This is a genomic window from Corallococcus sp. BB11-1 (assembly GCF_026626625.1).
Taxonomy (GTDB): Bacteria; Myxococcota; Myxococcia; order Myxococcales; family Myxococcaceae; genus Corallococcus; species Corallococcus soli.
Window position 1 is genome coordinate 23,322 of the sequence record NZ_JAPNJY010000011.1, and the last position, 13,878, is coordinate 37,199.

The window sequence follows — 13,878 nt, forward strand, 5'->3', positions numbered from 1 at the left end:
CTACCGCCCATCACGTCCCCCGGATTCAAGTCCTGTGGGAAGTTCGCGCCATGGAAATCCTCTACCTCAACTTCACCGCGCCTACGGACTTCGCCACCGGCAACGCGATTCCGCGCATCCTGGCCAAGTACCAGAATCGGGATCAGGCATCCCGGATGAACCGCTTCTCAGCGTATTGGTGGGGCGCGTCGGTGGTGGAGCAGGTGGATTGCTTCGCCAGCGTCGCGGAGCATCGACGCCACCTGCTCACGCCGTTGGGGCACGATCCCGGTCCCCTCGCGGCCTATGAGCAGGCGCGGGGGCAGGTGCGTGGCTTCTTCCTGAAGCATCCGCAGTGCAGCAAGATCATGGTGGGCATGCACGGGCTGTACGATGACACCACGTATGGCTACTCGCTGCCCAAGCACGACGCGCCCCGGCTGTCCTACGAAAATGCCGCGGACATCGTGCTCTCGTTCCTGAGAGATCATGTCGGCCGCCGTCCCATCAGCATGTCCCTGGTGATGTGCTACGGGGCGCGGTCGGCGCAGTACGACGTGTCGCATGATCCGGATCAGCTGGGAGGCGTCGCGCGGCCGGACCTGTCCAGCGCGTTCGCGTTCAAGTTCTACGCGGGCCTGTGCAAGTACCTGAACGTGAAGATGAGCGCGCGGACCGGAGCCGCCTCGTTCGATGACACGACGGGCGCGTCCCGCGTGGAATCCGAACTGACGCTGCGCCATCAAATCCAGATCGATCGCAATCCGCTCACGGAGCAAGAGCAGGAGCAGCTCTACACGCAGAACCAACTGGAACTCGAAATGTTCATGGATGAAATCCGGCCGCAGGCCGCAAACCCCCGCGACCAGGCTCAGGTCAAGGCCGCGGACCGGCAGGGCGGTGTGTTCGCGCAGGAGCAGCTCCTGTCCCTGGAGGGAACGGATCCGCTGACGCGCGCGAAGCGGGAGGCGGCGATGTCGCGGTTCAGGCAGCTCCCCCAGTCGAAGCCGAAGAAGTCCGGCAAGCTGACGTACGAGTACGACCCGGGCACGCACCAGGTCGTCATCAAGAGCAAATACCCGGAGCCGCGCGTCGTGCAGCGGGTGAACATTTGAGCGGGTTGCTCATGGCCACCCGGCTTTGCGTCGCCGTCCTGCTCCTCGCCCTCCTGAATGCGTGCGCCACTTCGCATGGGGTGCGGCTCGAAGCGGGGCGAGGAATGCCCCTGGAGTACAGGCCCAACGCGACTTGGGCTTGAAGCGCCTTCAGGCCTTCGGAGTCATTCCATGAACATGCGCGAACTCAAGTCGGTGAGCATCGAGGAACTGGTCCACGAATACGAGCAAGGAGCCACTGCCTATGGGCAGGCCCTGGCCGACGCGGACTCGCGCGCCGCAAATCGTGCCCACGACAGGATTGCGGGCGCCTACCGTGAACTCCGGAGTAGGGCTGCGGCTTCCAACCTCCTGCCACTGTTGAAGAGCGAGGACGACAACGTCCGGTCTTGTGCGGCGGCACACGCGCTTGAGTTCGCGCCAGCGCAGGGCGAGCCTGTGCTGATCGAGATGGCTACCCGCCCAGGTCTTCGGCGGACACCCGCCGAATACGCGCTCAAGGCTTGGCGGGAGGGCACCCTCAAGTTCCCTTGAGGCTCAGCCCCCACCCATCAAATCCCCCAGGTTCAGCCCATACGGCTCCGTCGTGGTGCGCCGGGGGGAAGAAGGCTCCACGGCCCCCTCCGCCAGGGGCGCCACGCGGATGAGCCCCGCGGCCATCAGCCGGTGCACCGACCGCGACGCGGCCAGCTCCCCCATGGCCGCCGTGCGCAGCGCCTGACGGATGCTCCGGCTGCCCCGCAGCTTCGAATACAGGTACAGGTCATCCGCCGTCAGGTCCGGCGGGGCAGGGCGGGGGATGGGCTCGAACACCAGCCTCCCATCCAGCGCGAACAGCTCATCACTCAGCGCCAGCGTCAGCCCCACCTCCGCCTCGCGGTACAGCGCGTGCGCCTCCGGCACCGGGCCCCGCTCCAGCACCTGCGCCGCCAGCGCCACCGCGTGGTCGTACTTGCGCGAGGACAGGAACGCCCGCACCAGCGCCAGCAGCTCCGTGAACTCCGTGGACTCGCCCACCTGCGGCCCCTTCGCCCGGTGCGGCGCCAGCGCTCCCCGCCGGTACAGGTGCAGCACCCACCGCGCGGCGAACAGCGGCGCCTCCCTGGCGCTCGCCAGCAGCTCCCCCAGCGTCGCCCCTCCGGCCGCCAGGTCCAGCAGCACGTCCTCCTCCTCGGAGAAGGTCTCCACCGCGAACTCGCGGAACACGCGGAACGTCGTGTCCAGGCGGGGGAAGATCTCCCGGAACATTGCCCACTCGCGCAGGCGCGCCACCGCGTCCCGGTGCAGCGGCCCCAACGGCAGCCGCAGCCCCACCGCCCGCGCCGACAAGGGCAGGCCCGGCGTGAACTCCACCTCGCCCGACTCCCAGGCGTAGCAGTCGAAGAGCGCCTCGCGCGCCTTGTGCTCCATCGCCTCGATGAGCTGCGACAGCTCCACGAAGCAGCGCTGCACCAGGAAGGTGCCGTAGGGCAGGTTCGCCCCCTCCGCCGCCTCGAAGGCCGCCGCCGCGCGCGGGGCCTCCAGGATGCGCAGGTTCACCAACACCTGCGCCAGGTGCTCGCGCGGATCCGTGGACGCCACCCCCACCAGATGCCCGTCCCGCAGGTAGAACTCCCGGCGCACCGCGCCCCGCTCCACCCGCAGCGTCCCCTCCAACCCCGGCGTCGAATAGAGCGGCGGCAACACCAACTGGAGCCGGTAGCTGGCCAGGTTTCCCGTGAACGCTTCCATCCGTGGACGCCCTCCAAGGCGGGCTGACTGCTGCATCAGCCGCCAGGGTAGCGGCAGACCCGAGCCCTCTCAACCCCCCGGAACTGCTCGCCTTTTCCTGGCCGGTCGCAATATTCCAGGCAGGGGAGGGGCGCGGATGTCGGGCGTTCGCCACAGGGCGCCGCCGTCAACGGAAGGTTGCAGGGGAGGGGCGGGTATGCGAACGAGCCGGTGTCCTCCACCCGTCATTGGAATCGCAAGCGCTATGCGGATTCTCTCAGGTGTCCAGTCGTCCGGAAGGCTGCACATTGGCAACTATTACGGAGCCATGCGGCAGTTCGTGCAGCTCCAGGATCAGGGAGAGGCCTACTACTTCATCGCGAACTACCACGCGCTCAACACCGTGCGGGACCCCAAGCTCGCGCAGGAGCTGACGCGCGACGCGGCGCTCACGTACCTGTCGCTGGGCCTGGATCCGAAGAAGGCCATCCTCTTCCGCCAGAGCGACGTGAAGGAGGTGGCGGAGCTGTACTGGATCCTCGGCACGGTGGTGCCCCAGTCGAACCTGGAGCGCGCCCACAGCTACAAGGACAAGGTCGCGCAGGGCATCAGCCCGGACTTCGGCCTCTTCGCCTACCCGGTGCTGATGGCCGCGGACATCCTGCTCTACAGCGCGGACGCCGTGCCGGTGGGCAAGGATCAGATCCAGCACATCGAGTTCGCGCGCGACTGGGCCGTGAAGTTCAACACCCAGTACGTCCCCGGCTATGACCCGGCGGACCCCGAAGGCAAGGAGCGGGGCCACTCGCCCGGCATCCTCAAGCTGCCCGCCGCCCACGTGCAGGAGTCCACCGCGACGGTGCCCGGCATCGACGGGCGCAAGATGTCCAAGTCCTACGGCAACACGCTGGAGCTGTTCGGCGAGGAGAAGGACATCAAGAAGCGCATCATGTCCATCAAGACGGACTCCACGCCGGTGGAGGCGCCCAAGCCCACCACGGACGCGCCGCTCTACGATCTGCTCAAGCTGATGCTCCCGGCCGCGGAGTTCGCGGAGGTGGACGCGACCTGGAAGGCGGGCGGCAAGGGCTACGGCGACTACAAGAAGAAGCTGCTGGAGGCCTTCCACACCACCTTCGGCCCCGCCCGCCAGCGCTACGCGGAGCTGCGCGCGGACACCGGGGAGCTGGAGCGCATCCTCCAGGACGGCGCCCAGCGCGCCCGCGCAGAAGCCCACCGCCTGATGGACCAGGTGCGCAGGGCCGTGGGAATCCCCTGAACACGCGTTCCTGTTCGAATGTTTGACCCACCTGGAAGGCACTGTTAAGGAGGTCTGTCCCCCCCGGCGCGCGCTAAAGGCCGGAAATTCGGGCCCTTGCGCGATGACGAAGCCCCTCCCTACACCCCCGAAGGACGCCGTCCGGTGAGCGAAGGTCGTAAGCCACCACCGCCGGACGACCTCCCTCCGGACCCGGACGGGGAGGGGACGCCGCGCACGCCCGCCGACGCCTTCCGGGTGGCGCTGCCCAACTTCGAGGGGCCCCTCGACCTGCTGCTCCATCTCATCAAGGAGCACCGGGTTGACATCTTCGACATCCCGCTGGCCCTCATCACCGCCAAGTACCTGGAGTACCTGGAGCGGATGCGGGAGCTGAACCTGGACATCGCCGGGGAGTTCCTGGTGATGGCCTCCACCCTCGCGCACCTGAAGAGCCGCATGCTCCTGCCCCGGCAGGACGCGGCCCAGGTGCCCGAAGGGGCGGACGCGCTCGCGGCGGTGGAGGAGGCCCAGGACCCTCGCGCGGAGCTGGTGCGCAGGCTGTTGGAGTACCAGAAGTACAAGGACGCCGCCGAGCACATGGCCAAGCAGGACATCCTGGACCGGGACGTCTTCACGCGCCGGGTGCCAGTGGAGGCCGTGCCCATCCCGGACGACGAAATCGGGCTCCAGGAGATTTCCGTCCTGAAGCTGGTGGAGGCGCTCGACCGGGTGCTCGAGCGCCTGACGCCCAAGGTGCAGCACGAGGTGGTGCTGGAGCGGGTGAGCCTGTCGGAGGCCATCCTCCGGATGGCCGAGCGCCTGCGCAAGGACGGGCAGGTGGTGTTCGAGGCGCTGTTCACGGAGGCGGCCACGCGCCAGGAGGTGGTCATCACCTTCATCGCCATGCTGGAGATGGTGAAGCGCCGCCTCATCCGGGTCTCCCAGGCGGAGCCCCTGGGCCCCATCCAGGTGATCCCCAACGGGGACGCGCTGGACACGCTGCTCCCCACGGAGGTTGACGAGAGTGACTACCGGTAACGGTCCCGACGACGGTGACGAGACGCCCGCCCCCGGCACGCCCGGAGGCCCCGGCCCGTTCTCCGAGGAGGAGATCGCCGCCGTCACCGGCCCCGGTCCCGACGACGCGGAGCTGGACGGGGTGGAGCCCGCCGCCATCGAGGAGGACTCGGACGACAGCGTCCCGGACCTCCAGAGCTCCTTTGAAAAGCTCGTCTCCAAGAGCCGCAACCTGTCCGCGGACCGCATCCGCACGGTGCTGGAGAGCGTGCTCTTCGTCGCCGAGCGGCCCCTGTCCGTGGATGAGCTGTACCAGGCCACCGGCATCCACCGGGACGCCATCACCCAGGCGCTGGATCAGCTCTCCGGCATCCACAGGGAGGGCATCAGCGGCGTCGTGCTGTACGAGGTGGCGGGCGGGTGGCAGTTCCGCACGGACCCCCACTCCGCGGAGTACGTCCGGCGCTACCTGCGGGTGAAGCCGCAGCGGCTGACGCGGGCCGCCGTGGAGACCCTGGCCATCATCGCCTACCGGCAGCCCGTCACCCGGCCGGAGCTGGAGGACATCCGCGGCGTGGACTGCGGCGCCGTCCTCAAGGCCCTGATGGACCGCAAGCTGGTGAAAATCCTGGGCAAGCGGGAAGAAGTCGGCCGCCCCATTCTTTATGGAACCACGCGCGAGTTCCTGGAGTTCTTCGCGCTGAAGGACCTGTCAGCGCTCCCCACGCTGCGGGAATTCCATGAATTGACCCAGGAGCACCGGGACATCGTGGAGAAGGAAGTGGCGCCGCCCGTACCCGTGGCGTCGGGGACGGTCCAGGCGCTGTCGGACCCGGGTTTCACGAAGCGGATGGAGAAGAACGAGGCGGCCAGTGAGGCCGCCCTGGAGGAGCTGGAAGAGGCCATGGCCGCCGCGGAGCGGACCCAGAAGGTCAGTTCCAGCGCCCTGGAAAGCCCCCCATCACCCGTGAAGGGTGATAGCGAGGGCCCCAAGCCCGAGTGACGGGCCGAATTGGAATGGAAGAAGGCTAAGGCATGGCGGCGGAACGTTTGCAGAAGTACCTGGCTCGCGCGGGAGTGGCATCGCGCCGGCACGCAGAGGAACTCATCACCAGCGGTCGGGTGGGAGTCAACAATGAGACGGTGACGGAGCTGGGCAGTCGTGTGACGCCGGGCGAGGACCTGGTCACCGTGGATGGGAAGCTCGTTACGCCGCCGGAAGAATCGTCGTACTACCTGCTCTACAAGCCCATTGGCGTCGTGACGACGCTGTCGGATCCGCAGGGTCGCCCCACCGTCGCCAACTACGTGGAGGAGACGGGCAAGCGCCTGTTCCCCGTGGGCCGCCTGGACTACGACGCGGAGGGCGCGCTGCTCTTCACGGACGACGGAGCGCTCGCGCACAAGCTCACGCACCCCAGCTTCCAGGTGCCGCGCACGTACCTGGCCAAGGTGAAGGGCGTGCCGGACATGCCCACGGTCGAGAAGCTGCGCGGCGGCGTGCGTCTGGAAGACGGCATGGCGACGCCCGTGTACGTGGGCCTCTTCGAGAAGGCCGAGCGCAACACCTGGCTGAAGATCGTCGTGGCCGAAGGCCGGCCGCACCTCATCAAGCGCCTGTGCGCGGCGGTGGGCCACCCGGTGGTGCGCCTGTTCCGTCCCGCCTACGCGGGCATCGGCGTGGAGGGCCTGCGTCCCGGCCAGCTGCGGCAGCTGAAGGTCTCGGAGGTGATGCAGCTCCAGGAGGTCGCGGATGGTCGCGCGCAGCCCGCGGAAGCGGAGATGAAGCTGCCGCCGCGTCGCCACGGCCGTGCCGCGCCGGGCTTCGACGGGCCGGATGACGACGACGTCGAGCTGTCCATGGACGACGAGCTGCCGCCGCCTCCGCGCAAGTCTGCGGGCAAGGCGGAGCGCGCGGAGAAGAAGGCCCCCACGGGCCCGAAGACCCGCGAGGCCCGTCCGGAGCGCAAGGAGTGGAAGGGCGTGCAGGACGGTGGCACGCGTCCGCCGAAGTTCGCCGTGCGCGGGGCGACGCTGCCCGCGGAGGACGAGGAGATCGAGGACGGCTTCGATGACTCCGACGTCCCGACGTTCGACGACGAAGGCGAGGAAGTGGCGGCGCCGAAGGCCGCGGCAGGCCGTGGCGCGGGTCGCGCGTCCGAAGGCAGGTCCGAGCGTGCGCCTCGCGGTGCCGGGGCAGGGCGCTCCGGTGGCGACGAGGGCGGTGCTCCTCGCGGCGGCGCGCGGTTCGGCAAGCCGGCGGGCGCGGGCCGTGGCGGTGACGAAGGCGCGCCTCGCGGCCGCTTCGGCAAGCCGGACGGTGAGCGTGCTCCCCGGGCCGGTGGTTTTGGCAAGCCGGCCGGTGGCGCTCGGTTCGGCAAGCCCGCCGGTGATCGCGCGCCTCGCGCGGGTGGCTTCGGCAAGCCTGCCGGTGGCAGCCGCTTCGGTGGTGACGAGGGCGCTCCTCGCGGGCGTTTCGCGAAGTCGGACGGTGACCGGGCGCCTCGGTCTGGTGGCTTCGGGAAGCCGGCCGGCGCGGGTCGTGGCGGCGACGAGGGGGCGCCTCGGGGCCGCTTCAGCAAGTCCGAGGGTGATCGCGCTCCTCGCGCGGGCGGCTTCGGCAAGCCCGCCGGTGATCGCGCGCCTCGCGCGGGCGGCTTCGGCAAGCCCGCCGGTGGTAGCCGCTTCGGTGGCGATGAGGGTCGTGCGCCTCGCGCGGGCGGCTTCGGCAAGCCCGCCGGTGGCAGCCGCTTCGGTGGCGACGAGGGCCGTGCGCCTCGCGCGGGTGGCTTTGGCAAGCCCGCCGGTGGCGCTCGGTTCGGCAAGCCCGCCGGTGATCGCGCGCCTCGCGCCGGTGGCTTCGGCAAGCCCGCCGGTGGCAGCCGCTTCGGTGGCGACGAGGGCCGCGCGCCTCGCGCGGGCGGCTTCGGCAAGCCCGCCGGTGGCGCTCGGTTCGGCAAGCCCGCCGGTGGCAGCCGCTTCGGTGGTGACGAGGGCCGTGCGCCTCGCGCGGGTGGCTTCGGCAAGCCCGCCGGTGGTGCTCGGTTCGGCAAGCCTGCCGGTGATCGCGCGCCTCGCGCCGGTGGCTTCGGCAAGCCCGCGGGCCGGTTCAGCCGTGACGAGGGCAGCGCGCCTCGCGGCGGTGCTCGCTTCGGCAAGCCGGCCGGTGGCAGCCGCTTCAGTCGTGACGAGGGCGGTGCTCCTCGCGGCGGTGCTCGCTTCGGCAAGCCGGCCGGTGGTGCCCGGTTCGGCAAGCCCGCTGGGGCGGGTGGCGCATCGCGCGGCGAAGGCCGTCCGGAGCGCCGCGAGTGGAAGCCCCGTGGCGAGGACTCCGGCAGCCGGGGGCCGCCGCGCACGAGCCGTGGTGGCGTGGGCCGTACCTCCAGCGCGAGCCGTGGTGGCGTGGGCCGTACCTCCAGCGCGAGCCGCCCTGGCGACTCCGCCCGGCCCACCGGCGAGCGCATCGTGCGCGCCGGCATCCGCAAGGGACCGCCGGGCGAAGGGGGCGGCGCCAGCAAGGGCCCCCGCCGTCCTCCTCGCTAGGACACCCTTCCTCCCGGGTCGTGCCGTCGGTGGGCGGCCCGGGGGGGCGTTGATATAACCGCCGCCTACCTCCACCGTCCGCCTCTTCGGGAGAACGATGCGACCCAGCGTGCGCCCCCTCTTCCTCGCCCTGGCCCTGCTCGCCGGGTGCCATGGCAACAGGGATCAGCTCCTCGCGGAGATCCAGGACCCCCGTCCGGAGATCCGCGCCGCGGCCGTGAAGAAACTGGCCGCCCAGAACAACGCGGACGACCTGGTCCTCTTCACGCGCGCGGCCAAGGACCTCTCCGCCATCGTTCGCGGTGAGGCTGCGGGCGCGCTCGGCGAAAGCCAGGACCCCCGCGTGGTGGACCTGCTCGGCGAGCTGCTCGAGGACGCGGACGAAGCCGTGCAGGGGCAGGCCGCGCTGGCCCTGGCCAAGGTGAAGAGCGACAAGGCCAAGGCGTACCTCACGCTCCAGTACGGGCGCAGGGGCCGCGCCACGCGACAGATCATCGTCCAGGCCCTCAAGAGCGCGAACGTCCCCAACCCCATGGCGACCGTCGTCGCCGCCGAGTCCAAGGGTCTCTGGGAGCGCAACCTCCTGGCCCTCACCGAAGGCGCGCTCCCGGAGCGCGTGGGCGCGGCGGAAGAGCTGGGCAGGAGCGGACGTGCCGCGGCCGTCAACCAACTGCTGCCCATGGTGCGCGACAGCCAGGTCCTCCTCGCCGCCGCCGCCGTGCGCGGGCTGGGAGACGCGGGCGATCCGCGCGCCGTGGCGCCCATCGCGCTGCTGCTCGACGAGAGCTTCCCGGAGCTGCGCGAGTCCGCCATCAGCTCCCTGATGAAGCTGAAGGATCCGACCGCCGCCACGCGGCTCCAGGCGGTGGCGGTGGAGAAGAGCGCGGTGAGTCCGCTCGCCACCGACGCCATCCTGACCTTCCAGCGCACGCCCTCGACGGACGCCGCGCTGTGCGCCATCACGCTCGACGGCGCCCGTGGGGAGGCCGTGAAGGCCGGCCGCGCCATGCGTTCTCGCGGCGGCTGCCCGGTGGACCCCATCGCGGACCGCCTCTCCCGGCCGGCCTCCGCGGCGGCGGGGCTCCACGCGGTGACGGGCCTGGGGCCGGCGGCGCGCGCGCTGCTGCCCAAGGTGACGCCGTGGCTCAACCAGCCGGACGTCGCGCTGCGCTCGCTGGCGGTGGAGGCGGTGACGAGCGTGGGCGATGCGTCCGTGGCCCCCGCGCTCCAGAAGCTCTACGAGCAGGAGGTCGCCGGGCTCGCGACGCTGCGCGCGGACTGGGTGCCCAACGCGCTGCCCCTGAAGTACAGCGCGGACCTGGATCCGGCCGCGCCGCGTGCGGCGTCGGCGAAGGCGGACAGCAAGGCCGGCAAGCACGCGCAGCTCTTTGATCGGCTCCAGGCCCTGAACGCGACGCGGGCGAAGGATGCCGGGCGGGTGGTGGTGCCTCCGCGCATTCCGTCGGAGCTGAGTGACGACGTGGATCCCGCGAAGCTCCAACCGCTGGCCACGCTGCTGACGGGGCTGGGCGCGCTCAAGGCCCCCGGTGCGCTGGAGATCCTCAAGGGCTACGCGGACGACGAGAGCCCCGTGCTGCGCGCGGCGGCCCTCGTCGGCCTCACCCATGTGGGGCCGGAGGGCATGGAGATTGCCCGCACGGCGCTGCTGGAGCCCGACCGCGAGCTGCAGAAGACGCTGGCGCTGGCGCTGGCGGAGCAGGGCGAGGGCGGGCAGCTGGCGCTGGTGGCCGCGCTGCCGAAGATGGGCAGCGAGAAGCTGGTGGTCCTGGATGCGCTGACGCGCGTGGGGCCTCCGCCGGCGTCGGCATCCGAAGTGCTCCAGGTGCTGGTGAAGGAGGGTGGGGCGGAGGCGGCGCTCGCGGCCATCCTGCTGGGCCGGATGGGCGCGAAGGACGCGGTGCCCACGCTGCTCAAGTCGCTCGACGACTCCAACAGCGTGGCCCGGCGCGACGTGCTGCTGGCCCTGGGCGCCATCGGCGATGCGAAGTCGGCGGAGAAGGTGGGCCGCGACCTGTACCACGACCTGCCGGAGATCCGCGCCGCGGCGGCCACGGCGCTGCGCAAGATGAACACGGGCGCGGAGGCCGAGCCGCTGGAAGCGCTCAAGGGTGACTACTTCCGCGAGGTCCGCGTCGCCGCGGGCGAGAGCCCGACGAAGGACGACAAGGTCGCTGACGGAGCGCGGTGAATGCAGCTGCGCGCGCTCAAGGACAAGGCGACCGAGGCCTTCACCAAGGGCCGCTTCTCCAAGGCCGCGGAGCTGTACGAGGACTACTGCCGCGCTGAGCCGAAGGACCACCAGAGCCGCCTGCGCATGGGCGACGCCTGGGCCAAGGCAGGGCAGCGCGGCCGTGCCGTCACCGCCTACCAGTCCGCGGCGGAGGGCTTCGCGAAGGAGGGCTTCCTGCCGCGCGCCATCGCCGCGAGCAAGCTGATCCTCGAACTGGATCCGGCCCATCAGGGCGTGCAGCAGATGCTCGCGGACCTGTACGCGCGAAGGGGCACGCCGACCACGTCCCGGGCGAAGCCGAAGGACGGCGCGCCCGCGACGCCCCCAGGCACGCCGGCCCTCGTCAGCCAGCGCGAAGCCACGGCCTCCGACGTGCCGCCGCCACCCGCGAAGGAGGCCGCGCGTCCGGCCCCCGAAGCGCGGAGCCGCCCGGAGCCGGAGGACACCGAGGTGGTCCTCTCCGTCGAGGTGGAGATCGAGCCTCAACACGACGGTCCTGGCTGGACCCTGACGCCCGAAGCCCCTCCGGAGCCGGAAGCCACCGCGCGGCCCATGGCGGAGGCAGGCCCCCGGACCTCCGACGCCCTCCCGACGCCCCCCATTCCCACGTCATCCGCCGTGGCCCAGGACCGCACGCCTCCAGGCCTGTCCGTCCGCGCGGTGCCGCCGCGAGCCCCGTCGTCCCCATCCTCCATGCCCGAGCTTTCCCAGATCCGGACCCCCAGCGGACGTTGGCAGGCCCTCGCGCCGCCCATCGCCGGGACCGACATGCCCGCGGAGCCGGCTGCCGCCGAGCCCAGGCCCTCCGCGCCTCCGGGCCTGCGCCCGCGCCGCGCCGACGCGCTCCCCACGAAGGCCGCCACCCCCACGCCCGTTGCCGGCGCCACGGTCGTGTCCACCCGCGCTGGCGCACCGGAGCCCTGGCGCGCGTCCGTGCGCGTCTCCAACTTCACGGAGCTGGAGATCGAAGGGGACTCGCTGCTGCACGCGGTGGAGCTCGCGGCCCAGCGCGGGCTCGCTGACGGCGCACCGGAGGAGGAGCCCGTCCTCGAGCTGACGGAGGAAGCCCCTCCCGCGGGCGAAGGCTGGGACGCGCTGCCGGCCATCCCGCTCTTCTCCGACCTGCCGCGCGAGGCGTTCATCCAGCTCTTTGAACGCTGTCCGCTGCGCCGCTTCGGACCGGGTGAGCGCATCCTCGCGCAGGGCAGCCACGGCGATGCCTTCTACGTCATCTGCGAAGGCAGCGTGCGCGTCTTCCGCGAGGACGACGGCCACCGCCAGGACCTGGCCACGCTGGAGGGTGGGGCGTTCTTCGGGGAGATGGCGCTGCTGTCCGGTGCCCCGCGCGCCGCGTCCGTGGAGTCCGCGTCCGACGACACGCAGGTGCTGGAGATCTCCGCGTCGGTGCTGGCCATGCTGTCGCACGGCCACCCATCCGTGGCCCAGGCCCTCAAGAAGTTCTGCCGTGAGCGCCTGCTCACCAACGTGATGAACGGCTCCGCGCTGTTCCGCCCCTTCAACCGCAAGGACCGGCGCGGCCTGGTGGAGCGCTTCCGCGCCCGCGACGTGGAGCGCGGCGACGTCATCATCCGCGACGGAGACCCCACGGACGGCCTCTACGTCGTCCTTTCGGGCGAGGTGGACGTGCTCAAGAACGGGCACGTGCTGTCGCGCCTGAAGGAGGGGGACCTCTTCGGGGAGATCTCCCTGCTCCAGAAGACGCCGGCCACGGCCACGGTGGAGGCCGCGCGCCACACCACGCTCCTGCGCCTGCCGCGCGAGGACTTCGACTCGCTCATCTCCAGCCATCCCCAGGTCCTGATGCTCGTCTCGGACCTGAGCGATCAGCGCCTGCGCCGCACCCAGGGCCTGCTGGACGCCGCGATGGACGCCGCCAGTCGTGCGGAGGAGGACGAGGACGATCTCATCCTCGTCTAGCGCCGGCGGGGGACCCGACCCCCTCGGTCGGCACCGCGCTTCCTCCCTGTGGTCCGTCCGCGCGGAGGGGCAGGGTGGCGGGTTGTGGCCCAGAGGGGGGCCCGCTATCCTTCCCGACATGGCAGGAGGCCAGGGCGGGGCGCCGCACGCGATAGCGGGACTGGGGCCCGACGATATCGCCGAGCTGGAAGCCCTCGGCTCGCAGCCCGGCTATGACGTGTTCCTCGCCCCGGCCCGCGCGCTCGAAGGCTCCGTGGACGAGTGCCGCTCCAACATCGCGCTCGCCTTCCACAACACGAAGCGCGGCGTGGACAACGTGCTGGGCCACGAAGCGGAGGTCGCCACGCTCCCGGGCGTGAACGTGGAGCACCTGCGGGAGCTGCCGCTGCTCGCGCAGGGGCTCGCCTGGGCCGCCTTGCAGGTGCAGCGCGACCTGCGCGCCAGCGCCTTCGGCGCGCTCTTCGAGCGGGCCCAGCACCTGCGCCGCAAGCTGCTCAAGACCGCCGAGGCGCTCGCCGAAGCGGCCTTCCTCACGCCCGCCGACGTGGAGGCCAGCCGCGGCGAGGGCCACCGCGACGTGGTGGGGGACTGCCTGGGGCTCGTGGCGCTGTTCCGGCGCAACGAGGAGAAGCTCACCGGCCGCTCTCCGGTGACGCCCGACGACGTGAACGAGGTGGAGCGCGTCGCGGAGCAGCTGCGCGCGCTGCTCGCGTCCCCCGGCGACGCGCGCGAGCACGAAGGCTCGCCCCTGCTCTTCGAGGCCACCGAGGTGCGGGATCGCTTCTGGACGCTGCTCACCCGGCGCCACGACGTCCTCTGGCGCTGCGGCGCGTGGCTCTTCGGCCGCGACGTGGACATGCACGTCCCGCCGCTCCAGTCCCGCCACCCGCTGGTGCGCGCCGTCGTCCCCACCTCCATTGAACGCGCGCAGCAGCAGACGCTCCGGCGCGCGGACTCCCGGGGCCAGGGCTCCTCCAGCGGCCCGGCGCCGGAGACCGGCTCCATGCGCTCCAAGGTCCGCTTCATGGTGAAGGTCGGCTTCGACTTTCCCTCCCGCTAGACAC

10 protein-coding genes are annotated in these 13,878 nt (G+C 71.2%); 9 read left to right on the forward strand and 1 reads right to left on the reverse strand.

Annotation, left to right across the window (positions count from 1 at the left end; all coding sequences use genetic code 11):
• Nucleotides 1–50: 50 nt before the first annotated feature.
• Together OV207_RS11345 and OV207_RS11350 are read left to right on the forward strand one after the other, a co-directional pair.
• Nucleotides 51–1,094, forward strand: coding sequence for a hypothetical protein (locus OV207_RS11345; RefSeq protein WP_267554903.1), 1,044 nt, complete (start codon nucleotides 51–53; stop codon nucleotides 1,092–1,094).
• A 171-nt stretch (nucleotides 1,095–1,265) separates the two neighbouring features.
• The gene (locus OV207_RS11350; protein ID WP_267554905.1) at nucleotides 1,266–1,628 is read left to right on the forward strand and encodes a DUF2019 domain-containing protein; all 363 of its coding nucleotides are present in this window, start codon (nucleotides 1,266–1,268) and stop codon (nucleotides 1,626–1,628) included.
• A gap of 3 nt (nucleotides 1,629–1,631) precedes the next feature.
• On the opposite strand, the gene OV207_RS11355 is transcribed toward OV207_RS11350, so the two are convergent.
• Nucleotides 1,632–2,825, reverse strand: a complete 1,194-nt coding sequence (locus OV207_RS11355) for a DUF4388 domain-containing protein (protein WP_267554906.1) — start codon at nucleotides 2,823–2,825, stop codon at nucleotides 1,632–1,634.
• A 244-nt stretch (nucleotides 2,826–3,069) separates the two neighbouring features.
• On the opposite strand from OV207_RS11355, the gene trpS reads away from it, so the two are divergent.
• The 7 genes from trpS (at nucleotide 3,070) to OV207_RS11390 (ending at nucleotide 13,874) form a co-directional block, all read left to right on the forward strand.
• Nucleotides 3,070–4,083, forward strand: a complete 1,014-nt coding sequence (trpS, locus tag OV207_RS11360) for a tryptophan--tRNA ligase (RefSeq protein ID WP_267554908.1) — start codon at nucleotides 3,070–3,072, stop codon at nucleotides 4,081–4,083.
• Between the two features lie 144 nt (nucleotides 4,084–4,227).
• On the forward strand, nucleotides 4,228–5,103 hold the full coding sequence (locus OV207_RS11365; protein ID WP_193348870.1) for a segregation and condensation protein A: 876 nt from the start codon (nucleotides 4,228–4,230) through the stop codon (nucleotides 5,101–5,103).
• The gene (gene scpB / locus OV207_RS11370; protein ID WP_193348871.1) at nucleotides 5,090–6,085 is read left to right on the forward strand and encodes an SMC-Scp complex subunit ScpB; all 996 of its coding nucleotides are present in this window, start codon (nucleotides 5,090–5,092) and stop codon (nucleotides 6,083–6,085) included. The genes OV207_RS11365 and scpB overlap by 14 nt, the downstream gene beginning before the upstream one ends.
• Nucleotides 6,086–6,117: 32 nt before the next feature.
• Nucleotides 6,118–8,625: a pseudouridine synthase gene (locus tag OV207_RS11375; RefSeq protein WP_267554913.1), complete on the forward strand. Its 2,508-nt coding sequence runs from the start codon at nucleotides 6,118–6,120 to the stop codon at nucleotides 8,623–8,625.
• A 97-nt stretch (nucleotides 8,626–8,722) separates the two neighbouring features.
• A complete protein-coding gene (locus OV207_RS11380) occupies nucleotides 8,723–10,834 on the forward strand; it encodes a HEAT repeat domain-containing protein (protein ID WP_267554915.1) in 2,112 nt (703 codons plus the stop codon).
• The gene (locus OV207_RS11385) at nucleotides 10,835–12,814 is read left to right on the forward strand and encodes a cyclic nucleotide-binding domain-containing protein (protein ID WP_267554916.1); all 1,980 of its coding nucleotides are present in this window, start codon (nucleotides 10,835–10,837) and stop codon (nucleotides 12,812–12,814) included.
• 118 nt (nucleotides 12,815–12,932) lie between these two features.
• Nucleotides 12,933–13,874 carry a hypothetical protein gene (locus OV207_RS11390; RefSeq protein ID WP_267554919.1) on the forward strand — a complete coding sequence of 314 codons (942 nt, stop codon included), beginning with the start codon at nucleotides 12,933–12,935 and terminating at the stop codon, nucleotides 13,872–13,874.
• Nucleotides 13,875–13,878 lie beyond the last annotated feature (4 nt).

Excerpts from the sequence above, each read along its gene's own strand:
- OV207_RS11345 (WP_267554903.1), top strand. The coding sequence starts at position 51 with ATGGAAATCCTCTACCTCAACTTCACCGCGCCTACGGACTTCGCCACC.
- OV207_RS11350 (WP_267554905.1), top strand. The coding sequence starts at position 1,266 with ATGAACATGCGCGAACTCAAGTCGGTGAGCATCGAGGAACTGGTCCAC.
- OV207_RS11355 (WP_267554906.1), bottom strand. The coding sequence starts at position 2,825 with ATGGAAGCGTTCACGGGAAACCTGGCCAGCTACCGGCTCCAGTTGGTG.
- trpS (WP_267554908.1), top strand. The coding sequence starts at position 3,070 with ATGCGGATTCTCTCAGGTGTCCAGTCGTCCGGAAGGCTGCACATTGGC.
- OV207_RS11375 (WP_267554913.1), top strand. The coding sequence starts at position 6,118 with ATGGCGGCGGAACGTTTGCAGAAGTACCTGGCTCGCGCGGGAGTGGCA.
- OV207_RS11380 (WP_267554915.1), top strand. The coding sequence starts at position 8,723 with ATGCGACCCAGCGTGCGCCCCCTCTTCCTCGCCCTGGCCCTGCTCGCC.
- OV207_RS11385 (WP_267554916.1), top strand. The coding sequence starts at position 10,835 with ATGCAGCTGCGCGCGCTCAAGGACAAGGCGACCGAGGCCTTCACCAAG.
- OV207_RS11390 (WP_267554919.1), top strand. The coding sequence starts at position 12,933 with ATGGCAGGAGGCCAGGGCGGGGCGCCGCACGCGATAGCGGGACTGGGG.